Raw genomic sequence first — 25639 nt, forward strand, 5'->3', positions numbered from 1 at the left:
GGGGAGAAGCCGGAATCTCATTTCTTCGGATCATGATTATCAATTTTTTCGGAATGCAGCAAACGATAATCCGAAGGACTCAGATTGAACATTTTTTTGAATTTGGAACTGAAATAGCTTGGAGAACGGAAGCCTGTCAGCTCGGTTACATCCCAGACGGTTAATTGGGTTTCCTTCAGTAAACGTATGGCATGTTTCATGCGAACCTCGGTTACATATTGAATAAAAGAGATGCCGGCAGCTTCTTTGAATATCTCTGAAAAATAGGTAGGGTTGTAGTTATATTGCTCAGCTAACGAAGTTAATGTCAGTTCCAGCATGTAATTTTCCTCGATATATCGTTTGGCTGATTCAATGACCGTATCTTCTCCAACCTCGGATGGCTGCTGTTGCTTCACGAAATCTTCCGCCCAATGTATCAGCAGCAGTTCTGCCTGGCCTGGAGTCTTTAGCCAGAGCACCCATTCCGGGGAAATCCACGAGGATTCCTGTTCGAACAATAATGAAATTTGAAAAAGGCTTCGAATCATATGGGAAGTGGATATTTGAAATGAGTCAGCAAGCTCCTTTCGAATCACGCTGCGGAAGGAATCCAACTCTCCACGAATGAGGCAACGATGCAGCATGCGGTTGGTTTCCTCTGGCAGTAATGGAATATGATCTACAACGGGCACACGGTCCTGTGCACCTTTGCGTCCAGCAGAGTTCCATGCCAATAGGGAGTGAATATAACCTTCTTTCCAGCGCTCAAGCCCAGATACGGACAACCCCAATCCAACTTGTACATCTATCTTTAAGATAGAGCGGGTCTGTGCTGTGATCTGCTGAGCAAATTCGTGCTGAATACCTTCCAAAGTTATGAAATGCATAATTCCAGGGTGGGCTCCGTCATGGAACACTTGCACGTTATCTGGATAAGACTGGGCCATTTCGTGACAAAGCAGCTCAAAGGGAAGATGGAGCGTTTCGGAAACATGTCCCACTGAAATAGTCTGTATAACGGAGTCTCGCATACCAGCCGTGATGAAACAGACGCTGTGATCCTGCCAGGATTCCAGATGAAACAGCCGCATTCGCTCTGGCAGTGAAGAAGGTGGGAGGCGTTGTCCCCTAACCAGATCAAGCAGGAAACGTTGCTTCATTTCCTTGTAATACTGGGAGAGACGCCATTGCATCATTTCGGAATCACCGTGCAGCTTTTTCTTTTTATCCAACTCCTCTTTGATTTTATTTAAAGTGGTTTTCAGTTCGTCCCGGGTTACAGGCTTCAGTAAATAGTCCATGGCCTGGCTGCGCACACCTGCTCTGGCATAGTGGAAATCTTCATATCCAGTGATGATCATAATCTGAATGGAAGGATTGAGGCTTCGGCAAATGTCCAGCAATTGCACGCCATCCATGACAGGCATGTTCATGTCTGTAATTAACAAGTCAAAATGTTCAGCTTTCAGAAGCTCTTCCGCTTCGATGCCGTTTGCCGCTTCACCTGAAATGACGAAGCCCATGTCTTGCCAGTTCACTTTTAATTTTAGTCCTTCGCGAACCTCGATCTCGTCATCTGCGATCAATACGTTGTACATCATATTCCTCCTGTGCGGGTAGAATCAGTTCAATAGACGTGCCGTTACGTTCTCCGTTCTCGATCTGAATGGCAAACAGACTTCCGTAATGCAAGCGACAGCGTGCAACCACATTACCGAGTCCAATGTGCCAGCTTTGGCTTCGCAATAGGGGCTCCAGCTGAGAAGTTTCAATAGGATCATGGAGTTTCTGGATGATCTCAGCTGGAATCCCCGGCCCATTGTCTGAAATGTTGAAATGCAGGCGGTTATTCCGTCTGGAGATCCGGATGTGTACTTCTGCCGTCGTCTGATGCTGGAAGCTGTATTTGACGGCATTCTCAATCAGCGGCTGAAGAATAAATTTGATGATGACCAGGGAATCCAGCCTGCCTTCCTGTGTCAGAGTAATGTCCAGCTTATGACCGAAACGGGTTTGCAGAATGGAGATATAATGGCGGATATAAGCCGATTCCTCTGCAAGCTGTACCCTGTCGTCACTTGTATTCATGGAGAATCGCATCATTTTGCCCAGATCCTCAATGACCTGAACGGTATCATCTGTTCGGCGCTGCATGGCGAGACTGCTCACCAGTTCCAGCGTGTTAAACATAAAATGGGGGTTAATCTGCATGAGCAGTGCTTTATACTCTGCTTGCTGGCGGAGCAGCTTCAGCTCGAATTCATTCTGGATGTGCTGTCGCAATTGGCTGATCATGTAGCGGAAAGTGGAGATGACATAACTGACTTCGCTTTTTACATTTTTGTCCGGAGGCAGAAGGGACTCTGCCTGATCGAATGCGCCGCGCTGTACCTGTCTCATAGCCAGTACCAGTCGTGTTAAAGGTTTGGTGACGCCATAAGAGAGCCAGGCAGCGGCAAACAAAGAGACGAGAATGAGAACAATGGTGACCACCAGAATGGTACTCTGAAGTTTGTGAAGAGAAGAATACAGCTCTTTTTCCGGTGCCAGACCAGCCAGCATCCAGCCCGTACGCCCCAGCTTTTTGTATACCAGAATGTCACGCTGTCCTTCATCATTTTTCAGGTATACCACACCCGATTTAAGCGAGTTGTTCCGAATCTGATCGATTTCTGCTAAAGCTTCGGCACCAAGCTGATTGGCCTGTTGGGAAAGAATAGGGCTTCCTTGTTCACCCAGCAGAAAAATAGTGCTGCTCTCGGCCAGATGAATTCGATTAAGCGGTTCCAGAAAGTATGATTCGCTGACATTAATTTTCATCACATTTTGGGCTGTAGCATGGTGAAAGGTCCCAATGGGCATCAGCAGACTAACTACCTGGTTGCCGTGATCCATTATGTTTTCATGTTGATCGGTATGTGCAGGCAGCCAGTGATTCCCTGAGATAAAGAAATTTTTGTACCATGATTCTTGCAAGCAGAGAGGGTCGGTCGTTACTTGATTTTCATTGCCAATCCTCAGCCCGTTTCGTCGATAGATGGATACATCGGAGATACTGGTGTAACTGTTCGTAGCCTGGGTCAGAAAACGGCTCATCGCCAGATTGACAAGCATCTTTTCCCCTTCAGGAAGGTTGGGGTCACTTATCGCGTTATCCCAGTTCTTGGCGGTGTCGCTATTGAAGACGAGAGAGGCTACATCATAGATCTGCATTTGAACCATATCGACATAGGAGCCGTATTCCTCCATCTTCTCAAGAGCAGAGGATTCAATGTAAGAGCGGATCACGGTACGTGACTCCTTAAAGAGCAGGAAGGATAGTGTGCCAAAACAGAGAACGAAGAGCACAACGATAAAGGCAATCAGGCGGCTTTTTAATGAGAAAAACATGGATACCTCCCTAAACGAATAGACATCAAGTTGTCGTCAAAATGGGGAAAAAGACTGCGTAATATACGCAGCCTTTGAAGGAAATGGGGTTGGAGCGGCCTTGCGTTCCTAGAAACGAACCAGATTGTTGATGCGAACAGGCAAACCGGTTGCGATGGCGCGATTGGCTGCAATTCCGGTGAGGATAGATCTCGCGCCATCAAATTGGTTGGCAGCGCGGTGGTATGGATCTTCCGTCGGCTCTCCAAACAGATCGTTCAGAAGAACTGGGTCGCCTCCGCCATGGCCGCCTTCTTTCTCCTCAACCTGAACCTCGTACGGCGCATCGAACATCGGAAGGACCCGCAGCGTTTTCCCAATCAATGCACCTTCGAGATTTTTGTCCCCCAGCGAGTTAACGTAGGATTGTTCCACAATGTTCATCTCGATCCGACCTTTGGTACCGTTAATGGCGATGCGATAGCCTTCCCACGGCTGGTATGCTACCAGTGAATAGGTCAAAATGGCTTTATTTTGATACCGGACAAGAACGCCCATCGTATCCTCAATGTTGATGCCATCTCCGAATACGCTTTGATCCCGTTGGTAGCCGTCTTCCGGCTCAGCATCCAAATACATGGCCTTGAGATGTGCATCCGAATCCAGGTGCAGGGCAAAAGGATCTTCTTGCGCAAGCGGACTGCCTGTTGCACGAGTGTAAAACTGGGTCACGCCTCGTTCCTCAGCGTTCTCTCTACCATAGAACATGAGATCGCCAAATGCGAAAACGGTCTCAGGCTGCGAACCGATCCAGAAATTGACCAGGTCGAAGTGATGCGTGGATTTGTGCACGAGCAGTCCGCCACTATTACGCTTGTCCCGGTGCCAGCGGCGGAAGTAATCTGCGCCATGGCGCGTATTAAGCAGCCATTCGAAGTGAACCGAAGTCACTTTCCCGATCGTGTCATTCTGAATCAGTTCTCGTATCTTGGTATGGTGCGGTGCATAACGGTAGTTAAAGGTGACGCGTATATTTTGTCCAGTCCGCTTGACGGCATCAAGGATATCCTGACATTTGTGCTCATCGACCGTCATGGGCTTCTCGGTCACAACATCACAGCCAAGCTCCATTGCGCGAATGATGTATTTGTGGTGGGTGCGGTCGATGCTGGTTACAATGACGAAGTCCGGCTTCTCATTCTCAATCATCTGATCGAACTGATCGGCAGTATAGGTTGGCACCTCATTGTATTTATATTTTTCTCTCAGCAGCTGATTGGCGTAATTCATGCGTGTCTGGTTAATATCGCAAAAAGCTGCAAGTTCGGATGTTTCCCTGAAATGTTGGGCTAATGCTCCATAGAAAAATTCAGCACGGCCGCCTGTTCCGACCAATACGTAGCGTTTTTTGTTACTCATGTCTATCGCCTCCTTGAATATAGCTCTAGACTATAACAAGGAAGCACTTCTTTCGCCGCTTTTTGTGCGTAATCGCTTTCAAATGCCGCTTATTTTGCTATAATTCAACTAAAGGGGGCAGCTGCATGATACGGACACTTCGAGCGGAATATAATGATCCTACCGGATATTTGAATATCGAATATGATCGCCGCATTGGATATTTCTCCATGACGGATGACCATCTGCATAACCATTATGAGCTGTACTACCTGCTATCGGGTGAGCGTATATACTTCATCAAGGATCGAACTTATCGGGTTAAAGCCGGAGACTTCGTATTCATCAACCGGAATACCGTACATAAAACGATGGAGAGTGGAAGACCGGACCATGATCGAATTGTTCTGTATATCAAGCCAGAGCTATTCACCGAATTGGCCATTTTACCTGAGTTGGCTGAGGGACTAAAGGAGCCATTCAGTTGGGATATTCCCATTCTGAGCCTTCCTTCACAGGTAAGTGAAACAGCGGACCGAATGGTCAGTGAAATGATTGATGAAATGGTCCATACCAGAGCTGGAAGCAGTCTGCTGCTGCGTCACCGTTCCGTTGAACTGCTGTTGTTCGCATACCGTAACAAACATCTGGGTACCGTGCACTCGGCCGATAGTGAGCCGGTTCTACATCCCAAGGCACAGGCAGTGGTGCGTTATCTCAACGATAACTATCAGCAGGATTTAGCTCTGCCTGAGGTTGCTGCATTATTTCGAATTAGTCCCCATTATCTCAGCCGCCTGTTCAAACAGACCACAGGTTTCACGTTCAGCGATTATCTCAATCTGCTTCGCGTGAAGGAGGCGCAGCGCTTGCTGCGTGAAAGCGAGGATTCGATAACGGAGATCGCTCTGCGTGCGGGATTCAGCAATTTTTCTCATTTCGGGAAGATGTTCAAACGGACGGTTCAGGTGTCACCGAGGACATATCGGCAGCAGTTTAGAGAAGCAGGTTCGATGAGAGTGCTGAAATAGGGTGGGTTTATTTCAAACGTTGGAGTCCCTTAATAATGATGTTTGTTTTATCACTTACCTTTTGTAGTTCTTTCAATGAAAGCTTCGCATAGGCTGGAGGGATCACGTGCCAGTACTGATGGAAAAGATCACTTCGTTCAGTATATAACCTTTGGGTTGTTCCATCGACCATATTAGTAATGAGCCCATAATATTCGAAAGCGTTCTTAATATTGTTCGGATAGATGCTCAGGTTTGTTTCATCTGTTGTTTTGTTGCTTTTGATGTATCGATCCAGCTCTTTTTTATAATGTATACTTTCCAAAATAACACTGCGGTAAGCTGAGTCGGCAGAAGACTCGATACGATGTTTGAGTTCACGATACTTATGAAAAAAGATGGATGCAATAATCAGAATGATAGTGAATAAAATCAAAATAATATGTCGTGTTTTTGTACTCATAAATACGTCCTTGTTTATGTATTTAGTATTTTCCCATTTTGAAAATGGAGTTCTACATATTAACATGTAACGACACTTAAACCTATAGGTAAATACAGGAAGGGAATTCTTGACGATTTCGCGATCCGAAGGAGAACATGTAAAAAGAACCTGAACAATCCTGCGTGCGCAGACATTGGTTCAGGTCCTTTATTATGACGTTGTAAAATTGAGTTTGAATTTCAAATCATGGACAACGCTGCTCAAACCGAAATTTGACTTGTATCCTTCTCCGGTCGCAATTTCATCTGTAACTCTTCATCCCGTGGACAGACCATCACACCATCAATGACATCGAGACGTGCGCCCTGTATAGAGGAACGACGTGCCGGTTCACTGGCATGATCGATACCTTCGATCCGGTCCGGGTGGGTGAAATAAAAGATATAGGCTTCATCATCCTGTACGACGACATCTGCATGCAAACCAATTACACCATCATCCTCACGATTCCCCGGTTGATCGAGAATCAGACTGTTCCATTCCCAATTCTCCAGGTCATCCGATTTGTAAACGGCCTGTCCTCTCCATTCGTCAACAATCATCCAATACGAATCACGGAAACGAAATACGTTAGGTCCTTCATGCGCTCGTCCTGTAATAACCGGTCCGATCACATCCCATTGATAGAGATCCGGGCTATCTGCTGCATACGTATGGGATGAATTAGCCTCATCCTTGTACCACATCCGGAATTTTCCGTTCGGCAGCGGGTAAATACACGCATCAATCACACGGTCCGAGCTAAGCTCCAGTTTGCCGTGGAATGTCCAAGATAGCAGATCCGTACTGGTGTAATGCAAAATGTGCCGATCATGGCCCGCCCAGTCATGGGGGACCCCTTGAATGTAACTGACATACATATGATACGTGCCCTCATGCCAGAAAATTTCGGGAGCCCAGAATGTATTATGTCCCCATTCATGCTCCAATCCGGTTAACGTACCGCGATATGTCCATGTCTGTCCACCGTCAGATGAAGAAGCTACGCCCAAATCCGTGCCATGCACCCAGGCGAACTTTGGCCCTCCGGCTGTGGCTCTGCGATTCGTATAGATCATCCACCAGGTTTGCTCAGAACGATTCCACACAACAACCGGATCAGCAGCTCCATCAAAGATGGGATCACGAAACAATGGTGCACTCATGATAATTCCTCCTTCCATTCAATTCCATTGATTTTGAGAGTTATTGCTTCTATCGTAAAAGAAATGATTTGAAATTACAATATAACGTTTTCAATATTTAAAGAATTATATATTTATTAATTCATTTAATCTATCTATCCATTAAATCAATCATCGTATACTGCATCCTGTATTCTAGTTTGGAGCATTGAATGCTGATCGACATTTGAAATGTAATTAATGACTTATATAGAAGAAAAATATCCGTTCAGCCTAATTTGCATCTTGCGGTTCAAGAGCAACCGGCGTATATTGAAATTTAACCAAATTAGGAATAAATTCAAAGGTAGACAGCGTGTAAGGACATTTTGTACATAAGGGGGAAGCCGATGATACAGACCAGATTGGACGAATTGGGCATTGTATTGCCCCAAGCAAGTACGCCGGCAGCAAAGTATACCAATGCAGTGATTGTAAATGGAATCATGTATGTGTCAGGTAAAGGGCCAGATACGCTAGAGCGTGGCAAACTCGGGGAGCAGTTTACGACGGAGCAGGGATATGAATTTGCCCGAAATGCTGCTATTGAAGTATTGGCTGTTGTTCAGGATGTGCTTGGTTCGCTGGATCGGGTGAAGCGGGTGGTTAAAGTGCAGGGTTTCATCAATGCCACCGCCTCGTACGAGGAACATCATAAAGTGCTAAACGGGTTCTCGGATCTGATGCTGGATGTGTTCGGAGAACAGGGTGTGCATGCCCGTTCCGTATTTGGTGCTGTATCTGTGAGGGATAATTTGCCGCTGATCATTGACTCGATATTCCAGGTGGAGGAGTAGAGTTCATGACCAATTCCGCTTCAATGAATCCGTTAATGCTGTCTTTTCCCGAAAGTTTCGATACACAACGATTGACTATTCGTGCCCCGAGGTGGGGAGATGGAGCGGCAGTGAATGAGGCAATTTGTGAAAGTGCGGAGCAATTGCGTTTGTGGCTGCCTTTTGCCGAGAACATACCTTCACTGGAGGAATCGGAAGCGAATGCCCGCAAAGCCAGGCTGCAATTTCTAGAGCGTACCGACATGATGCTTCATTTACGTGACAGATTTACGGATGATTTCGTAGGCAGCAGCGGACTGCATCGAATCGACTGGAATGCACGCTGTTTCGAGATCGGTTATTGGATCAGAACTTCGCGTGCTGGTGAGGGTCTCGTGACAGAAGCGGTCAGAGGTATTGAGCAGTTCGCAATAACCTATCTGGAGGCCAATCGACTGGAAATTCGATGTGATGCCCGCAATGTGCGAAGTGCCAAAGTGGCTGAGCGCGCTGGCTATACGCTTGAAGGTGTACTGCGCAAGATGCGGCGTGACAGTACAGGTACACTCGTGGATATGATGGTGTTCGCCAAGGTAAGAGGCGATGAGTTCGAATAGAATCGTTTGAAATAAGATAAGAAATGAATCGGAAAATGATTTGAAAGAAAGAAACGGCTCCTGGAAGAACACGTTGTGTTGTTCTCCAGGGCCGTTTTTTAGTATGCAATATTGGAGGTTGGGTGTATTGATGCTGAATGAACACCTGAATGAACGGGAGCAAATAAGAGTAATCTCCTTACCTCATTGGATTGGGAATATTGACGTATAACGGCGTTTCACCACGCTGATGGAACCGACTGAGAAGATTGGCTTTGGCCGGCAAGGTCTCGGTGGTCAACAGATCACGAATGACGTCGTTGATGTGCGAAGATTCGGTTGTCTTTTTTCGAAGCTCCTCCAACGTATTTCTCACCACCTTCCAGTATGGCTGCTCCAGTTGACCCGTATAGTATGCCAGACGCTGCACCAAATGACTTAGATGATTGACGAAGAAATAATATTTCAAACGATGACGTGATTCTTCTTCGGTATACAAGACAGGACTGTTGGCATTGACTACCTGATCGATCCAACCTTGCTGTTCCGCTAAGCCTCGATTGACACTGATGCCCTCCAGATCCCTAACCACAAAAGCGACAGGCATTCCATCTTCAAGACGCAACATGGAATTCTGTACATGAGCTTCCAGACTAATGCCTGTCTCGGCATACAGTTCCACAAGTGGAACCATGGACAACTCCAGATATTGGCGAAGCCATTCATACCAGTCTGTCTGCACCCTTACATCAAGTACACAGTCCGGCGAAGAAGATGATTGAAGACTTTCCCGAACAGCTTGGAACAACAATGGTTCAGTTTCTCCGGGAAGCACCTCCATAAGTGAGGCCACGACATAAGGCGCCCCTGTAGCAGAGCTGCAAGACTCCGGTGCTTCACGCAGGATCATGGAGAATCCCGAGATCAGCGCATCTTGAGTGGACGAAGGCATCTCCGGTACCTTCAAGCTACGATAACCTTTTTCCAGCAAAATTTGAAATTTCTCTGATGTCCAGCGATCCTGAATCTGCTGTACAATCCTGGATGCATCCAGCGTGCGCAGCAACTGCTCTTCATTGTTCTCGCGAATAAAGTTTGTAATTCGAATATGAAGAGACAGCTTATAGAAACAACTTTCCTTTGGATTCCAGACCGTGCGCACCGATGAGGTTGGGTATACGTAGGGTCCGGTAGAGCCCAGATCAATCAAAGTGCCTTGTTGTAATAAGGACTTTACAGGTTCAAGTGTCCGCAAATAGGCAGCCTGCCAAGGATGACAAGGGAGGAGAACATAATTTTTGTTGTTCAAAGGGAGGTGCTTACAAGCGGCCTCGGCCATTTCCGCAGGAACCCAGGGTGCTTCGCTGCCATAATCCGCGGTATCCAGCCAATCCTCGAACACAAGTTCAGGTGCTGCGGCAAAACAACTGAGAGGAAAGCTAACGCCATATTCTGGCGAATAGGCATGCGAATCCGAAGAACTGAAGCCCTCCAGACTTTTCGGCGTTGGATGAAATGGATGACCACATAGCAGTGCCTGTTCCAGATATCGAAAATCCAATGTTACAGGAAATGGTGTATTCTTCGCATGCTCCAGATAGGAGGTCATATGCTCCAAACTGTTGTAAACCATCTGCTCCAGCTCTGCTCGTTTCAACATTCGGTCATCAGGATGGGGTTCTACGGATGATATTTCATCGAGTAACAGTGTCGTTATTTGTTCAAAAGATACCTCTCTCCAACCATCGGGCTGTGCCTCTTCTGATTCTGCAATGTGAAACTTGTTGCTATAAACATGATGTCCAGCGGCGGAACGATGAAGCAGATGTCCATATATCCTCTGATCTGTACGCGGAAGCTCAATAACCAGCGAAATATCAGGCCGCGTGGCAATTCGAACATAAGGATCATGCTGTTCGGTTTCTCGAAGATAGGTGTTCAATATACGGCTTAGCATCTCCTGACGGGCAATTCCGCTCGGCGATACTAAAGAGGGATGAACAGTCTGCTGGAATGGATCGATAGTGACGTTATCCTTGGTCATGATTGATTATCATCCTTTCACAAATTATTGGAGGGGCAATTGTACGGGAGCTTTCGGCTCATGAACCGCTGGGCGGCGTACAGCAAGCGAAGCGACGAGCATGACTGTCCCCATGACGAGAAATACAGCTGGAATTCCCCAGATACCTCCGATTAGAACCCCAATGGATGGACCGGCAATCTGACCAGCCATTAACATGCTGTTGGTAGCTCCGATGCGCACGCCCCGATCCTGATCGGTGGAGGATTTCAGCACGTTGAGCATGACCGTCTGCAATAGGGCGCTGTAGAAGAATCCTTGCAGAAAACGTACAACCAGCAGCCAGGCCACCCCGAGTGGAAGTGTATGTGCAAGCAGGCACAAGCCGCATAACAAACCAGCCAGCCGGAGATTGCGTTCGGATAAGTACCGATCGTTTCGCTTACCCCACCACGATGCGCCAACCAATTCACCAACCGAAGACATCGCGAGCAGAACCCCGACGGTAAGCGCAGCTGCACCTGAGGAAGGGATGATTTCACGAATAAACGGAGTAAACATCGTAAACGTTGCAAAATCTGCGAGCTTGAAGATGATGCCTGCGATAACGAGTCTTCGGGCAATAGGATGTGTAATCAGCGAAACGAAGGCATGGATAATTCCACTCTTGTTCCTGTTTTTGTGGTTGCTTAACATAGTGACCGAAGGCGGGTGCTGTTCCACAGGAGATACTTGAGTATCGTTCTTGACCGTACGAGTCCGATGCGTTGTCGCCCCCCTTAATACGAGTGCAGCAAGCACAGCAAAGCTCAATGTCAACGAGGCCGTAATAAACAATAGCGGACGACTTCCCCACGTGTTTACACATATGCTCCCTAGCAGTGGTCCAACGAGCAGGCCTGCTGCCGATGCCCGCTCCAACTGTCCAAGCGCAGAACCCTGCTTTTGGTCAGGGGCATGGGTTCCCACAAACGCACTGCTCGCATCGGATATGCCACCGAAAGCCCCCTGGCAGAGACGGAACAAAAAGAATTGAAAAGGCGTCTGGGCAATGCCCATCAGAAACATGCTAAGGGCCAGTCCGACCAGCGCTCTGACAACCATCCATTTTCGACTCCAACGATCTCCGATCTTACCCCAAAAAGGGGTTAGAAGTGCGTAGGACAAAGCAGGCGCAGAGACGGACAGACCTGTCCACATCAGCACTTCTTCCGGCGTTCCCGCGTTCAGATGCTCCATGTAGTACGGTATAAAAGGGCTGATTCCAGTCAGCCCGGCACTGGAAAGAAAGCGTCCACCCCACAAAATACGGACGCTCTGTTTCCATGCCATTTGAGACATCATGTGTCCACTTCACCACCTTGATTTTGGCAATTTGAAACCAATTGCTGATCAGATTATCAAGAATGATTCTCAATGTCAATCTTATTTTTTTCAAAAACTTTCCAAAAATTTTAGTGTTGACAGGAAAAAAAAGGATATGCATAATAGGCCCTGTGTCCAATTTTGAAAATGATAATCATTATCAATAAAGCGATTTTGGACAACAATATGCCCAGAAAGCTGGTGTAAACACATGGAACAAAGTACGCTGCAAATCAAGGATCGCTCGAATAAAGTTGCGGATTCCATTATCGATTGCATCGGTCAAACACCACTGGTTCGCTTGAATTGCCTGTTTGGATCTTCAGGAGCGTCGGTGTATGCCAAGCTGGAAATGATGAACCCCGGCGGCAGTATGAAAGACCGACCTGCACGGTACATTATCGAGCAGGGACTGCGGGACGGAACGATCAAACCTGATACGCATCTCATCGAGAGCACTTCAGGAAATCTGGGAATTGGTCTTGCATTAACCGCCAAACGATATGGACTGAAATTCACCTGTGTGGTTGATCCGAAAATCACATCGACCAACCTGAGAATGATAACCTACCTCGGGGCGCAGGTTGACATGGTGACTGAACCGGACGAACACGGAAGTTATTTGCAATCCCGCATTCGCAGGGTCAAGGAATTAGCCAGTCAAGACCCGGCAGGTTACTGGATCAACCAGTATGCCAACCCGTTGAACTGGCAAGCTCACTATCATGGTGCAGGTCAGGAGATTGTGGAGCAAATGGATGGACAGATCGACGTACTGGTGTGTGCAGTGAGTACGACTGGAAGCATTCTGGGCATATCCCGCCGCGTGAAAGAGGCAAATCCGCATGCGCGGATCGTAGCCGTTGATGCAGTCGGTTCGATTATTTTTGGCACACCTTCCCGTCAGCGTGAATTGCCGGGTATTGGCGCCAACCGGGTCCCTGAATTATTTAGCCCAAACGAGATTGACCAAGTTATTCATGTGGATGATCGGGAATCCGTACTGGGCTGCCAGAAGCTGCTGGAACGGGAAGGTATTTTTGCAGGGGGTTCGTCCGGATCACTGGTTGCTGCACTGGAAAAACTGGTTCCAACCTTGCGGCCTTCAGCCAAGGTGGTTACTGTTTTCGCAGACCGTGGAGAACGTTATCTGGACAGTGTGTATGACGAGCAATGGGTTAATCAATTACCGCCAAGCCAAGCGATCAAGAGTATATAAAAATTTATCTCGGAGGAGAGATCAGATATGAGTACCGTTCAGGATCATAGCCTTTTGTATATGAGTAAACAGGATATTATAGACCTGGGAGGGCTGTATTCAGAGCCATATGTCAAAGCAGTAACCCGTGCACTGGAGCTTCATGCCAAGCGGGATATCGTGCAGCCGTTGAAGCCTTATCTGCGGGTTAACGAGGAGAGCGGCCATATTGCCGATCGCATTATTGCGATGCCTGCGTATGTGGGTGGCGATGTTGCAATCAGTGGTCTCAAGTGGATCGGGAGCAAACATGATAACCCGGCCAAGCGTCATAAGGAACGTGCAAGCGCTCTTATTATCCTCAATGATCCGGAAAGCAATTATCCGGTGGCGGTAATGGAAGGTAGCGTCATCAGCGGGATGCGCACAGCTGCAGTTACAGCTATCGGGGCAAAGTATTTAGCGAGAAAAGGATTTCGTACGGTGAGCGTGATCGGCTGCGGGGTGATCGCCAGAATGCAGATCACCTCGCTGCTTGAACAATTTGACTCCATTCGAACTATCCATCTGTATGATCTGAATGCCGATACGGCACGGCAGCTCGCCAATGAAATTGGTTCGCGCTTTGATCAGGTTGAAGTGCTGGTGGAAGATTCGTCAGAACAAGCGGTACGACAAGCGGAAGTACTCGTAACAGCTACGGTGGCCTCATCGCCGCATATTCCGTATGAATGGATTGCCAAAGGTACATTTGTCAGCAACATCTCGATTATGGATTTGCACAAGGATGTATTTACGCAGGCAGACAAAGTGGTCGTGGACGATTGGGATCAATCCAACCGCGAGAAAAAGATTATTAATCAGCTGGTGCTTGAAGGTAAGTTTTCCCGAGAGCAGCTTCACGCTGAACTAGGTGAGATCCTGATTGGGGAAAAGCCAGGGCGCGAACATGAGGATGAGATTATTGTGCTGAACCCGATGGGGATGGCGATTGAGGATATTTCCAGTGCGGCAGAGATGTACGCAAGAGCGGTTGAACAAGGAAAGGGCACACGTTTATGGCTATAGAGCTGAATACAGGGCGTATGCCTCAGGTTGCAAGAGTCCGTGAGCATTTATTGGCACTGAAAGAACAACAGACCGAACCGGTATGTGCCTACATTCGGGATGTAACAGCCCTCGTCGCTCATGTGCATCAACGTGTACAATCCATGCCGGAATCCAGTCAGCTGTTCTATGCCATCAAAGCCAATTCGGAAGAAGCGGTGCTTCAAGCGCTGGCCCCTGTAGTGCATGGTTTCGAAGTGGCATCTTTGGGCGAGATCATGAAGGTGAGACAAGTCTCTGCGGATATTCCGATTCTGTTTGGTGGACCTGGCAAGACGGAAGCCGAGCTGCGGGGAGCGATAGAGCATAACGTGCAGCTTATTCATGTGGAGAGTATACACGAGCTGAACAAGCTGAACGAGATTGCGAGTCAAAATGACGTTCGGGTATCCGTATTGCTGCGGATTAACCTGAAAGGTCCACTGCCGCAGGCGACATTGGCAATGGGCGGTCGTCCGACCCAGTTCGGGATCGACGAGGTTGTGCTGCCACAAGTCATGGACCAGCTAAGGAATCTGCCACATATTCAGGTCGAAGGGTTTCATTTTCACTCCCTCTCCAACAATCTGGATGCGGAGCAGCATGTAAAACTGGTTGAGTATTATTGCATGATCGCGCGGGATTGGGCGAGGCAATATGGATTAACATTGCGCTATTTGAATGCCGGGGGTGGAATCGGTGTGAACTATGCCGATCTGGAGCAACAGTTCGACTGGAACACATTTGTGAATGGTATCGCACCGGTGCTGCAACAGGAACTGCCTTCGGAAACGACTTTGTTGTTCGAATGTGGGCGTTACCTCACGGCATCGAGTGGGTATTATGCAACAGAGGTTCTTGACGTTAAAGCCAACCACGGCAAAACCTATGTCATCGTTCGCGGCGGTACGCATCATTTCCGCCTGCCCGTTTCTTGGCAGCACAGTCATCCATTTGAGGTGATTGAGGTGGAGAACTGGACGCATCCGTATGACAGACCTGAGGTGAAAGAAGCCGCTTTTACTGTGGCAGGCCAGCTATGTACTCCGAAAGATATTTTGGCAAGTGATATTACGTCAGACAGGGTTCGGGCAGGAGATATTTTGCTGTTCCAATATGCGGGCGCTTATGGCTGGGCGATCTCGCATCATGACTTTTTGAGTCACCCACACCCGCAGCATATTTATTTGCAGTAACACATAAACGGTTGAAGGCAGTGCAATCATGGGAGGTGTCATATGAACGGTCTAACAGCAGCGTTGGTCAGGTCCGAAGAGTGGATACGAGTGCGGCGACGTATTTTCAGGCAATTGGTGGAGTCGTTTCTGTATGAGCAAATATGGAGTGAACCGGTGATCGGGCCTCATGTGGAGGCAGAGTATACACTGCGAGGGGAGACGGAGGCAGGAGAGCAGGTGGAGTACACCTTTTGGGCTGTACGAAAAGAGAGCTTTGGCCGCATTCGATTGTCAGATAAACCAATCATGCGAATAACAACGGAAGAACGAGTGGAAGCGGATTCCATTCCCCGTTTCCTGCTGGAAATGGCTGCGCATATTCCCACATCCGAAGCTCAGCTGGCCCAATTCATGGATGAGCTTCAGCAAACCCATCTGAAGGACACACTGTCCGTGCGATGGCGTTCTAATCAGCCGGAACCTCGGATATCTGCATATGACGAGTGGGAATCCGCCCTGATTGAAGGGCATCCGTATCATCCTTGTTACAAATCCAGAGTTGGTTTTACGCTTTCTGACAATGAAGCCTATGGACCGGAGTTCGGACCCGAATTCAAGCTGGTCTGGATTGCGATTAAACTGGATGCAGCCCAAATAGCCATTTCGTCCTCGCTGGACACGTATGCTGCGTTTATCCATAACGAGCTGGGAGAGGAATTGCAGGCGTTCAAGTTGATTTTGCAGGAAGCTATATCGAGTGAGAAGTTGAAATCGGTCTCCAGCTTCAATGCCAATGTCGTTGCCGGGGGGAATGAGAATACGTATGGGGATAGGGAAGCAATTGCTGATCAATATGTGTTTGTGCCTGTGCACCCCTGGCAGTGGGAGCGAATAATATCGGTGGCCTGTGCGGAGCAGCTCCGAACAGGGGAAATGGTGTATCTGGGTCAAGCAGGTGACACCTACCGTCCTCAACAATCCATTCGCACATTGACGAATGTGAGTCATCGAGATAAACCGTATGTCAAACTGCCGCTGAATATGGTGAATACGTCATCTGGACGAATTCTGGCACAGCATACGATTATGAATGCGGCTCGTATTTCGGACTGGCTTGGTCGTGTGGCGGCAGAAGATTCATTTTTGGGGGATGAGCTTGGGCTGATCGTGCTGAAGGAGATTGCAGGGGTATCGTACCGCCACCAGAAGCTGCCTAATATGCTGGAGCAAAAAATATACGGATCACTTGGAGCGATCTGGCGTGAAAGTCTGCATCCACGCTTGATGGCAGGAGAAGATGCTTTGCCATTCAATGCTTTGTGTCATCTCGACCAGCAGGGCACGCCCGTCATTAAACCGTGGATAGACAAATATGGCCTGGATCGCTGGGCCCGGCAATTGGTGAATGTTGCGGTAGTACCGCTGATACATCTGCTGTACGCACATGGAGCTGCGCTGGAATCACATGCGCAGAATATGATCATCGTGCTGAATCAGGGATGGCCCAGCCGGATTGCGCTTAAGGATTTCCATGACGGTGTCCGTTACTGTCCATCCATTCCTCACCCTTTTGGATACCCGGATATTGAATATCCGCCTGCCAATCATCAGCGGGTGAATCGTAACTCATTTGTGGAGAAGGAGGATCCTTCCGAGGTGAAGGACTTTATGTTGGACGCGTTGCTTTTTATCAATCTGACCGAAGTCGCATTTTTCCTGGAGAAGCATTTTGGCCTGAGCGAAAAGCAATGGTGGCGCATGGCTGCCGAAGTCATTTTGAATTACCAGGAGCGGTTCCCGGAGTTACAGGCTCGATTTGAACAGTTTGACGTTTTTGCACCCGAGATTGAAGTGGAACAACTGACCAGACGGAGAATTCATGAAGGGCCGGGGGATTGTGTTCATCGGGTAAGTAATCCACTGCATGTCTACAGGCCAGTGCGACAGAATTAATCAGGAGGGGAGGAGTGCACGCGCATGGAAAATACGAGAATTACTGAATATCAGAGTCATAACGAGGATCCGTTTTGGCAACCTTTTTGCATGGAGGAATCATCTAGCCACTCAGGAAATGGTGCTGCAAGTTCTAGACTTGCAGTGGAGAAGGAGCATTGGCAAGAGCAGCAAAGAGAGCTTTACACCGCAGCCCTTAATTCACAGCACTATACCGATGCACGCAGACGCATATTCAGGCAGTTGGTTGAATCCTTGATGTACGAAGGTGTTATTGCATATAGCTCACGGGAGGAGCAGGGGTTCAACGTTTGGGAAATGGAAGGTCTTGGTTTGAACGGCGAACGGGTTATCTACGCATGCAAGGGAACAAGGCATCTCACCTTTGGTCGTTTACGGCTGAACCATGAACCGATGACAAGACGTGTCTGTGTGGATGAGATTCCAGCTTTGGAAGAAAGCAATGGGGTTCGAAGACAACAACGTATTCAGCCTGGAACTACAGTTGGTCAAGAAGCGGAGTCGATTTCTCTATTTTTGCTGGAAGTCGGACCAGCGATAAGCGCGGATGAAGGGAAGCTGCTGCATTTTGTTAAAGAACTGGAGCAGACGCTGATCAATGATACACTGGCGCGATATGTACGAGCTGAGCGGCAGACCGATTTACATGCTCTTCCCGATGAAGACTGGGAAAGTGGAATTATCGAGGGTCATCCGTACCATCCAAGTTATAAATCCCGTATCGGCTTCCGAATCGAAGATCAGCTTGAATATGGACCCGAGTTCGGCAGATGCATTAAACCGATATGGATCGGAATTCATAAGCAAAAGGCACGGATAAGTCATGGCGCGAATGAATATGGACCAACTACAAGGGAGTGGCTAAAGGATCAACTTGGCGAACAAGTGTTGGAACGCTTCCTCACGGCACTACAGGAAATGGGTGCTGATCCGGCCGAATATGTGCTGATGCCAGTCCATCCGTGGCAATGGCGAACAACGATCAGTTCTGTTCTTGCAGAGGACATTCGTAACGGAAGCATCGTACCGTTTGGCAGTAGCGAAGACCGCTATACGGCTCAACAGTCGATCCGTACGCTAGCTAACCGATCACGTCCCAATTCACCGTACTTGAAGCTGTCGCTCAGTATGATCAATACGTCTACAGGCAGGGTGATCGCCCCACATACGGTGGAGAATGCACCTCGCATTACCGACTGGCTGCAGGGAATTAGCAAGCAAGATCCCTACTTGAGGGATGAGCTACGAGTCATTCTTTTGGGAGAGATTGCTGGTGTTACATACGACAATCCTCAGATACCGGAGGCTTTGAAGCACCTCTCGTATGGTGTGCTCTCCTGCATTTGGAGGGAAAGTGTACATTCCCGGCTGGAACCAGGTGAATCAGCGATTCCGTTTAATGCATTGGCTACACTGGACTATGAAGGGCGGCCGGTGATTGATCCTTGGGTAAAAAAGCTGGGTGCTGATGAATGGTTGTCCGAGCTGCTGCTGACTTCGGTACGACCACTCATTCACTGGTTATTCTCTCATGGGATAGCGCTGGAGTCTCATGCACAGAATATGCTGCTGATTCACCGGGAAGGCCGGCCCTCGCGCATTGCCCTGAAGGATTTTCACGACGGAATTCGATTTACAAGAGAGGTACTTGCCGATCCCAAGCTCTGTCCAGCGCTTGTTGAGGTGCCGGAATATCATCGTCGTGTGAACCGAAATTCATTCCTGGAGACGGACGCACCCGCAGAAGTGCGGGATTTCATCCATGATGCCTTTTTCTTTATCAATCTTGGGGAGCTGGCTTTGTTCATGCAGGAGTATTACCAGATCAGAGAGCAGACCTTCTGGAACCAAGTACGTAAAATCATTACCGACTATCAACAGCGTTTCCCTGAATTTCATGAACGTTACGAACAGTATTCCTTGTTTGACTCTGAAATCGGAGTAGAGCAATTGACGAAGCGTCGCTTGTTTCCAGATGATGAATTGCGCATTCATCAAGTTACGAATCCACTGGCGCACCAGATTATGGATAAATATGGGTCGAATGAGGATGAATTAAAAAATAGTATATGAGATCACAAGAATATTGCATGGACAGAAACTGGAATTGTGGGATATTGTTTTAATAATGATAATCATTATTGATTAGGTTATTAAATAGGATCAGGGGGTTGGATGGAATGCAAGTAGAGAGAAAGAGGATTGGAATGAAACCATGGGTACATTTTGTTATGCTGGCGGTACTGATGCTGGTGCTCGCGGGTTGTGGGAATTCGGGATCGGGTGCCGCGAGTGGTTCAGCAGCGGAAACAGCACCAACGGAACCAAAACAGGAAGAAACCGTAGCCAATACTGGAGATACACGTACCGTCAAAGATGCATATGGTGAGGTTCAGGTTCCGGCAAATGCGAGTCGAATTGTAGTGCTGGACATTGGGGCACTGGATAATCTGTTGGAAATGGGCATTACACCTGTAGGTGCACCTTCCATCCTGGCAGAAGGCGATCCTTACCCGGCTTATCTGAAAGGCACAGAAGGCATTGAGAATATCGGTTCGGTGAATGAACCAAGCCTGGAGGCCATCGATGCACTGAAGCCAGATTTGATCATTGGTAATAAAGATACACATGATGCCATCCATGATCAGTTAAAACAAATCGCGCCTACGGTGTTTGTAGAAACACTCGGGGTAACCTGGAAAGAAAATCTGCAGCTTCATGCCGATGCTGTAAACAAGCTGGAAGAAGGCAAGAAGCTGTTGGATACATATCAGCAGCGCATTGAGGAATTGAAATCCACGCTTGCAGGCAAGGATGCCAAGGAAGTATCGCTGTTCCGTCCCCGCGAAGACAAAATTCAGGTCTATCTGAAAGAAACCTTTGCAGGTACGATTATGGAAGATGCCGGAATTGTTCGTCCCGCAGCACAGCAGGATGCAGGCTTCTCCAAGGACATTACGGAAGAACAGATTGCTGATCTCGATGGGGACGTAATCTTCTGGTTTAACCGTGAACCGGATGCGTTCGCCAAGCTGGAGAAAAGTAAATTGTGGGCGACGTTGAAAGGAGTCCAAAACCAAGCTGTTCACCCGGTTGACTGGGAGTACTGGATGAGTGGCTTGGGCATTCAGGCTGTAAACAAGGTCGTGGATGACTTGAACACCTATGTAGCCAACTAAATGCAAAACATGCTGTACCTTTTCCAGAGACAAGGATTGGGAAATCAGCACTTTATCATTTGCAATTATGCTTCCAAGTGGTCATAGCTAAACTGTAAAATTGGGTCGTCGAATGTGACGATCCAATTTTTCTGATTTTTCTGCACAGGGCTAATGCCACGTTATATTCGTGCTCTATATTTGTTCCTATATAATAGAAGGAAAAATTTTTACAGTCCGTTTTTTCAACTGATTTATACAACATATTGAAGTACATAAATCAAGCAGCATGCAGGTCGGAGGCGTAAAAATGAACACAAACATCAGGTTTAAAATCACTGGTTTAGCAACCATTATTGTGTTGACACTTCTCGCGTTTCTATTCAGCATCATGTATGGCATCGTACAGATTCCATTGCGTTCCGTTGTGGATACGTTCTATGCCTTTGACGGATCGCGTGAACACCTGATCATTCAAACCGTCAGGCTGCCAAGAGCGGTTATTGCCGCAGTGGTTGGCAGCTCACTGGCTGTGGCCGGGTGCCTGATGCAGGCGATTAGCCGCAATGCCCTAGCAGGTCCTGAACTGTTCGGTATTAACTATGGCGCGGCACTTACCGCGGTGCTTGCTTCCTTTTGGTTGGGAACGACGTCTCTACAATTATTTGCATGGTCTGCGCTGTTGGGGGCGGCGGTAGCAGGCATGCTCGTGTTCCTTCTCAGTTCCACGGGCAGACAGCCCTTATCTTCAGTCAAACTAGTTCTGGCAGGCTCTACATTAAATTTATTATTTGCTTCATTGACACAAGGCATTCTCATTCTGAATGAGCAGTCCCTGGATACGATGCGCTTCTGGTTGGCGGGTTCATTAACAGGCAGGGATCTCGATCTGTTTATTCAAATTCTGCCCTATCTGATCATTGGCACCATCTGTGCTTTTGCATTAAGTAGTCAATTGAACATTTTTGGCTTAGGAGATGAAGTGGCTCAAGGATTAGGACAGCGCATGAAGAGGATTAGGATCATCTGTATTATAGCGATTGTTCTGCTGGCTGGCAGTGCCGTGGCACTTGCCGGACCCATCGGGTTTATCGGGTTGGCCGTTCCGCATATTGCAAGATTGATAACAGGCAGTGATTATCGCTGGGTAGTTCCATACTCTGCTGTTCTAGGGGCACTACTGCTGCTCACAGCAGATATTGGGGCGAGATTTGTATTGCCGGGGCAGGAAATTCCTGTTGGGGTAGTTACAGCCTTCTTCGGTGCTCCTTTCCTCATCTATCTGGCTCAAAGAAAGGAGAGGTCGATATGATTTCTTCTATTATAAAGAGACGCGCATTCGCCATTATTTTGATTCTTTTACTGTTAAATGTAGGGGCGCTTGTGCTTAATGTGATGTTGGGAGATCGCTCCATCCCTCCGGGAGAAGTATTGCGCAGTCTGATGGGAAGGGGAGATCAGGAATATTACTTTACCATTCATCAGTTGAGGCTGCCCCGGGTACTGACCGGTTTTTTGGTTGGGTGCGGTCTGGCATTAGCGGGTACAATCCTACAGGTCATTACGAGGAATCCTCTGGCATCACCTGGCGTGATTGGGCTGAATTCGGGTGCGGCTGCGGCGGTGGTTGCCGTTATGGTGCTGGTTCCTACTTTTCCAATGCGGCATATGCCGTGGATTGCATTCATTGGAGCCTTTCTCGCGGCCGCGGTAATCTATGGATTGTCATGGAGAAAAGGAGAGACGAGTTCCACGGTTCGTATGCTGCTGATTGGTGTGGGCATATCTGCAATGGCAGGTGCGTTAATCACATATTTGCTGACGGTGGGCAAAATATTCCGGGTCTCCCAGGCTTCCGTGTGGATGGCAGGCAGTCTATACGGACGAACGTGGGAACACTTTTGGCCTTTATTGCCGTGGATGCTGACCCTGTTTCTTCTATTAATATGGATGTCCAGATGGCTGGATATGTTTCTGCTGGATGTCCTGTCGGCCGCTGGGTTGGGTCTGCGGGTAGAGACCATGCGGGTGTTGTTCCTTCTGATGAGCGTGGGGTTCGCCGGGTCCGCGGTGTCTATGGCAGGAACGATTGGTTTTGTTGGCTTAATGGCCCCTCACATGGCAAAACATCTGGCAGGCAGTCGGAGTCTGGTTCGCTTGCCGATTGCGGCGTTGCTTGGAGGACTAATCGTCATGCTCGCAGATCTCGCCGGACGGATATGGTTCACTCCGTATGAGATTCCAGCCGGATTAATTACGGCGATTATCGGGGCTCCATATATGATGTATTTGCTGTTACGACGCAGAGGGATATAATGAAGAAAAGGATTCAGAATGCAAGAAAGGCTGGTGCATTTTTTGATGTCATCATATGTGAACGAAGCCAATCTAATCTATCTTTTATCTTCAGTACGTAAAAGAAAGTTTCCCATGACCCGACAAGCCAAACATGTTCGGGTTCCTGTATACATATTATGCTTTATTACAGAGGGCGAAGGGGTTGTTGTACTGGATGGTGCGCTCCAGAAGGTTCGTCCTCTCCAGTTATATTTGCTTGTACCTGGCATGATTGTGGAGTTCCCGGAACAAGGTAGTACGTTCGAATATTATGGAGTATGGTTTGAACCGATCAGGCTAACCAAGACCAGAGGTAGATATGAAGCATTGCCTTCCTTGTCCTTATCCGGTGCACTCTCGCCAGGCCATATTACCGTGCATCATCCTCAACAAATCCTCCAACAGATTGTGCAGTTGTATCACCAGAGTGGGCAGAAACGAAATCGGGATTCATTGAATCTGAAAATTCAGTTAGAGCAATTGATCCAGAATATTATGAAAAATGAACCGGAACAGCAGAGTACCGTAATGGATGAACGGGTTGAACGGAGCATCCTTTATATGGAGCAGCACTACACGGACAAAGTAAGCATTGAACAGCTGGCTGAAGCAGCAGGTGGCATGCCGCCGGTTGCTTATTCACGTTTGTTCCGAAGTGAAACAGGTTTGCCGCCAGTCGAGTACCTGAGCAATGTACGCATGACCCGGGCCAAGCAGATGCTGAATACGAAGAATAGTCGAGTTAAAGAAGTCGCAGCTGCGGTTGGTTTTCGAAGTGAATTTTACTTTAGTCGCATGTTTCAGCGCATGGTGGGCGTATCGCCTACATTATATATGAAGCGGGGCAAGTTAAAGGTGGCTGTAGCATCCTCGCTCGGTTTCGACGACCATCTAAAATCAGTTGGAATCGAGCCGGTCTGTGTGGTGGATTTATTCCAGTATCCAGGTCAGAGCAATGAGCAGTATGCGGAACAATTGCACAGACAACTGCAGGAATTGAAGCAGTCCAATCCGGACATGATCATCGCCGATCATTATCATACGGAGTTCAGAGAGCAGTTCAAACAAACGGCTGCGCCTGTATTTCTGGATTTCTCTGTGTGGGACTGGAAAGGAAACTTTGAGAAAATTGCCGAGTTGGTGAACCGGGAACGCGAGGCATCGGAAATGCTGACACGTCTGGATGTGCAGATTGAGACAACGGGCCAGACATTGCGCCGGATGCTGGGCCTTGAACGGATCACCATCATGCAAGTGAGTCACCGGACGATTGGCGTTCAGGGCAGGGTGAATCATCCGCTCAATGAATTGATATACGGTGAGCTAGGTCTGCGTCCGGGCAATCAGGCACCGGCAGAACTGTGGCGAATGGAGCTGCAGCCGGAAGCTATGCCTGTATTGGAGACAGAGCATCTGTTCATTCATCATCATCATATTCTCGCTGGTAGTGATAAAATGTATGACGAGTTGACCAGAACGGCAGCATGGCCCCAGATTCTGGCGGTGAAGAATGGAAAAGTTAAGCGCATTCCCAATTGGTTTGTAATGAGTTGGACTCCGCTCGGTAGACAACGAATCATGAATGAATTAATGGCAGCCGTGGGTGAACATCAACAGCGATAAACAGTGCTGAACTGGTGGCGTTTCAACAGGGATCGTACTGCAATAGGCAATCTACTCATATCAGGGAGAGTGAAGAATGAGACGAATTGGGCAAGGAAGAACGGCTGAGATCTATGCGTACCCATCCAATCAGATTATGAAATTATATCATGCGGATTTTCCAACCGAAGCTGTTCAGAATGAGTTTCGAATTACCGAGGCAGTATTCCAAAAGGGCTTACCTGTTCCACAAGCAAGGTTGTATATGGATGATGCAGCGCGCAAAGGGATTATATTTGAACGGATTGAAGGCAGCACGATGTTATCCCTTATGATCCAGGAGCCCGTGTTGATCAAAGAACTATCGCGTCAAATGGCAGTCTGTCATCATAGCCTTCACGCCCAACAGGGTGATGAAGGAGTATTCCCTACACAAAAGCAGATTCTTACTGGGGCCATTCAAAATACCTCTCTATTGTCGGAAGAGGATAAGACGCAGGTAATTGCTTATTTGTCGTCTCTTCCAGAGCGAAAGCAAATTTGTCATGGCGACTTTCATCCCGATAATGTCATGTTAAATGAAACGAGAGATCAATATTGGGTTATAGACTGGATGACAGGCATGTCGGGTGATCCAGCGGGTGATGTGGCACGAAGCTGGGTAATATTAATGAGCGGCACGTTGCCGGAGGATACGGACCCGGCTGTTCAAAAAGGATTTGAATTGGCTCGCAATGTAATGTTGGAACATTATATCCAACATTACATCCAGATCTCCGGGATATCCCGCCAGGAGTTGGATGCCTGGATTCTGCCTGTCGCGGCTGCACGTTTAGACGAGAGATTACCTGCAGTGGAAGAGAATCAGTTGATCAAGCTTGTGCAGGATCGTATTCGTCTACTGAATTGATATATATAG

At 47.9% G+C, this 25639-nt stretch carries 20 protein-coding genes; 13 read left to right on the top strand and 7 right to left on the bottom strand.

Annotated elements, in window-relative coordinates:
• Positions 1 to 17 precede the first annotated feature (17 nt).
• From RS891_RS12555 to RS891_RS12565, 3 genes are all read right to left on the bottom strand, one after another.
• On the bottom strand, positions 18 to 1583 hold the full coding sequence (locus tag RS891_RS12555) for a response regulator (RefSeq protein ID WP_315795439.1): 1566 nt from the start codon (positions 1581 to 1583) through the stop codon (positions 18 to 20).
• Positions 1555 to 3372, bottom strand: a complete 1818-nt coding sequence (locus RS891_RS12560; protein WP_315795440.1) for a cache domain-containing sensor histidine kinase — start codon at positions 3370 to 3372, stop codon at positions 1555 to 1557. The genes RS891_RS12555 and RS891_RS12560 overlap by 29 nt, the downstream gene beginning before the upstream one ends.
• 108 nt (positions 3373 to 3480) lie before the next feature.
• Positions 3481 to 4770, bottom strand: a complete 1290-nt coding sequence (locus RS891_RS12565; protein ID WP_315795441.1) for a Gfo/Idh/MocA family oxidoreductase — start codon at positions 4768 to 4770, stop codon at positions 3481 to 3483.
• 125 nt (positions 4771 to 4895) lie between these two features.
• Here RS891_RS12565 and RS891_RS12570 point away from each other — a divergent pair, with 125 nt between their 5' ends.
• Positions 4896 to 5780: an AraC family transcriptional regulator gene (locus RS891_RS12570; RefSeq protein WP_315795442.1), complete on the top strand. Its 885-nt coding sequence runs from the start codon at positions 4896 to 4898 to the stop codon at positions 5778 to 5780.
• A 7-nt stretch (positions 5781 to 5787) separates the two neighbouring features.
• Here RS891_RS12570 and RS891_RS12575 read toward each other — a convergent pair whose 3' ends face one another.
• Together RS891_RS12575 and RS891_RS12580 are read right to left on the bottom strand one after the other, a co-directional pair.
• On the bottom strand, positions 5788 to 6222 hold the full coding sequence (locus RS891_RS12575; protein ID WP_113052447.1) for a hypothetical protein: 435 nt from the start codon (positions 6220 to 6222) through the stop codon (positions 5788 to 5790).
• Between the two features lie 242 nt (positions 6223 to 6464).
• Positions 6465 to 7409, bottom strand: coding sequence for a glycoside hydrolase family protein (locus tag RS891_RS12580; protein WP_315795443.1), 945 nt, complete (start codon positions 7407 to 7409; stop codon positions 6465 to 6467).
• A gap of 368 nt (positions 7410 to 7777) precedes the next feature.
• Here RS891_RS12580 and RS891_RS12585 point away from each other — a divergent pair, with 368 nt between their 5' ends.
• Both RS891_RS12585 and RS891_RS12590 read left to right on the top strand, forming a co-directional pair.
• Positions 7778 to 8224, top strand: a complete 447-nt coding sequence (locus RS891_RS12585; RefSeq protein ID WP_315795444.1) for a RidA family protein — start codon at positions 7778 to 7780, stop codon at positions 8222 to 8224.
• 5 nt (positions 8225 to 8229) lie between these two features.
• Positions 8230 to 8820 (top strand): GNAT family N-acetyltransferase, encoded by a 591-nt coding sequence (locus RS891_RS12590; protein WP_397386911.1) that lies wholly within the window; start codon positions 8230 to 8232, stop codon positions 8818 to 8820.
• A 178-nt stretch (positions 8821 to 8998) separates the two neighbouring features.
• Here RS891_RS12590 and RS891_RS12595 read toward each other — a convergent pair whose 3' ends face one another.
• The gene (locus RS891_RS12595; protein WP_315795445.1) at positions 8999 to 10843 is read right to left on the bottom strand and encodes an IucA/IucC family protein; all 1845 of its coding nucleotides are present in this window, start codon (positions 10841 to 10843) and stop codon (positions 8999 to 9001) included.
• Positions 10844 to 10867: 24 nt separating this feature from the next.
• Positions 10868 to 12166, bottom strand: a complete 1299-nt coding sequence (locus RS891_RS12600) for an MFS transporter (protein ID WP_315795446.1) — start codon at positions 12164 to 12166, stop codon at positions 10868 to 10870.
• Positions 12167 to 12398: 232 nt separating this feature from the next.
• On the opposite strand from RS891_RS12600, the gene sbnA reads away from it, so the two are divergent.
• The 10 genes from sbnA (at position 12399) to RS891_RS12650 (ending at position 25630) form a co-directional block, all read left to right on the top strand.
• Positions 12399 to 13406, top strand: a complete 1008-nt coding sequence (gene sbnA / locus RS891_RS12605; protein ID WP_315795447.1) for a 2,3-diaminopropionate biosynthesis protein SbnA — start codon at positions 12399 to 12401, stop codon at positions 13404 to 13406.
• 27 nt (positions 13407 to 13433) lie between these two features.
• Positions 13434 to 14453 carry a 2,3-diaminopropionate biosynthesis protein SbnB gene (gene sbnB, locus RS891_RS12610; RefSeq protein ID WP_113052441.1) on the top strand — a complete coding sequence of 340 codons (1020 nt, stop codon included), beginning with the start codon at positions 13434 to 13436 and terminating at the stop codon, positions 14451 to 14453.
• Complete coding sequence (locus RS891_RS12615) at positions 14444 to 15667, top strand: type III PLP-dependent enzyme (RefSeq protein WP_315795448.1); 1224 nt, start codon at positions 14444 to 14446, stop codon at positions 15665 to 15667. The genes sbnB and RS891_RS12615 overlap by 10 nt, the downstream gene beginning before the upstream one ends.
• 42 nt (positions 15668 to 15709) lie before the next feature.
• Complete coding sequence (locus RS891_RS12620) at positions 15710 to 17602, top strand: IucA/IucC family protein (protein ID WP_315795449.1); 1893 nt, start codon at positions 15710 to 15712, stop codon at positions 17600 to 17602.
• A 24-nt stretch (positions 17603 to 17626) separates the two neighbouring features.
• On the top strand, positions 17627 to 19696 hold the full coding sequence (locus tag RS891_RS12625; RefSeq protein ID WP_315795450.1) for an IucA/IucC family protein: 2070 nt from the start codon (positions 17627 to 17629) through the stop codon (positions 19694 to 19696).
• Between the two features lie 134 nt (positions 19697 to 19830).
• A complete protein-coding gene (locus tag RS891_RS12630; protein ID WP_315795451.1) occupies positions 19831 to 20802 on the top strand; it encodes an ABC transporter substrate-binding protein in 972 nt (323 codons plus the stop codon).
• A 289-nt stretch (positions 20803 to 21091) separates the two neighbouring features.
• Positions 21092 to 22093 (top strand): FecCD family ABC transporter permease, encoded by a 1002-nt coding sequence (locus RS891_RS12635; RefSeq protein WP_315795452.1) that lies wholly within the window; start codon positions 21092 to 21094, stop codon positions 22091 to 22093.
• Positions 22090 to 23097, top strand: a complete 1008-nt coding sequence (locus RS891_RS12640; RefSeq protein WP_315795453.1) for a FecCD family ABC transporter permease — start codon at positions 22090 to 22092, stop codon at positions 23095 to 23097. Before RS891_RS12635 ends, RS891_RS12640 begins: the two co-directional genes overlap by 4 nt.
• Before the next feature lie 45 nt (positions 23098 to 23142).
• On the top strand, positions 23143 to 24741 hold the full coding sequence (locus RS891_RS12645; protein ID WP_315795454.1) for a helix-turn-helix domain-containing protein: 1599 nt from the start codon (positions 23143 to 23145) through the stop codon (positions 24739 to 24741).
• A 76-nt stretch (positions 24742 to 24817) separates the two neighbouring features.
• Positions 24818 to 25630, top strand: coding sequence for a phosphotransferase family protein (locus RS891_RS12650; RefSeq protein ID WP_315795455.1), 813 nt, complete (start codon positions 24818 to 24820; stop codon positions 25628 to 25630).
• Positions 25631 to 25639 lie beyond the last annotated feature (9 nt).

The sequence above is a fragment of the Paenibacillus sp. BIC5C1 genome, from assembly GCF_032399705.1.
GTDB lineage: Bacteria > Bacillota > Bacilli > Paenibacillales > Paenibacillaceae > Paenibacillus > Paenibacillus taichungensis_A.

What these genes read in the sequence shown, in the direction of transcription:
- RS891_RS12555 (WP_315795439.1), bottom strand. Translation starts at nt 1,583, where the DNA reads ATGATGTACAACGTATTGATCGCAGATGACGAGATCGAGGTTCGCGAA.
- RS891_RS12560 (WP_315795440.1), bottom strand. Translation starts at nt 3,372, where the DNA reads ATGTTTTTCTCATTAAAAAGCCGCCTGATTGCCTTTATCGTTGTGCTC.
- RS891_RS12565 (WP_315795441.1), bottom strand. Translation starts at nt 4,770, where the DNA reads ATGAGTAACAAAAAACGCTACGTATTGGTCGGAACAGGCGGCCGTGCT.
- RS891_RS12570 (WP_315795442.1), top strand. Translation starts at nt 4,896, where the DNA reads ATGATACGGACACTTCGAGCGGAATATAATGATCCTACCGGATATTTG.
- RS891_RS12575 (WP_113052447.1), bottom strand. Translation starts at nt 6,222, where the DNA reads ATGAGTACAAAAACACGACATATTATTTTGATTTTATTCACTATCATT.
- RS891_RS12580 (WP_315795443.1), bottom strand. Translation starts at nt 7,409, where the DNA reads ATGAGTGCACCATTGTTTCGTGATCCCATCTTTGATGGAGCTGCTGAT.
- RS891_RS12585 (WP_315795444.1), top strand. Translation starts at nt 7,778, where the DNA reads ATGATACAGACCAGATTGGACGAATTGGGCATTGTATTGCCCCAAGCA.
- RS891_RS12590 (WP_397386911.1), top strand. Translation starts at nt 8,230, where the DNA reads ATGACCAATTCCGCTTCAATGAATCCGTTAATGCTGTCTTTTCCCGAA.
- RS891_RS12595 (WP_315795445.1), bottom strand. Translation starts at nt 10,843, where the DNA reads ATGACCAAGGATAACGTCACTATCGATCCATTCCAGCAGACTGTTCAT.
- RS891_RS12600 (WP_315795446.1), bottom strand. Translation starts at nt 12,166, where the DNA reads ATGATGTCTCAAATGGCATGGAAACAGAGCGTCCGTATTTTGTGGGGT.
- sbnA (WP_315795447.1), top strand. Translation starts at nt 12,399, where the DNA reads ATGGAACAAAGTACGCTGCAAATCAAGGATCGCTCGAATAAAGTTGCG.
- sbnB (WP_113052441.1), top strand. Translation starts at nt 13,434, where the DNA reads ATGAGTACCGTTCAGGATCATAGCCTTTTGTATATGAGTAAACAGGAT.
- RS891_RS12615 (WP_315795448.1), top strand. Translation starts at nt 14,444, where the DNA reads ATGGCTATAGAGCTGAATACAGGGCGTATGCCTCAGGTTGCAAGAGTC.
- RS891_RS12620 (WP_315795449.1), top strand. Translation starts at nt 15,710, where the DNA reads ATGAACGGTCTAACAGCAGCGTTGGTCAGGTCCGAAGAGTGGATACGA.
- RS891_RS12625 (WP_315795450.1), top strand. Translation starts at nt 17,627, where the DNA reads ATGGAAAATACGAGAATTACTGAATATCAGAGTCATAACGAGGATCCG.
- RS891_RS12630 (WP_315795451.1), top strand. Translation starts at nt 19,831, where the DNA reads ATGAAACCATGGGTACATTTTGTTATGCTGGCGGTACTGATGCTGGTG.
- RS891_RS12635 (WP_315795452.1), top strand. Translation starts at nt 21,092, where the DNA reads ATGAACACAAACATCAGGTTTAAAATCACTGGTTTAGCAACCATTATT.
- RS891_RS12640 (WP_315795453.1), top strand. Translation starts at nt 22,090, where the DNA reads ATGATTTCTTCTATTATAAAGAGACGCGCATTCGCCATTATTTTGATT.
- RS891_RS12645 (WP_315795454.1), top strand. Translation starts at nt 23,143, where the DNA reads ATGTCATCATATGTGAACGAAGCCAATCTAATCTATCTTTTATCTTCA.
- RS891_RS12650 (WP_315795455.1), top strand. Translation starts at nt 24,818, where the DNA reads ATGAGACGAATTGGGCAAGGAAGAACGGCTGAGATCTATGCGTACCCA.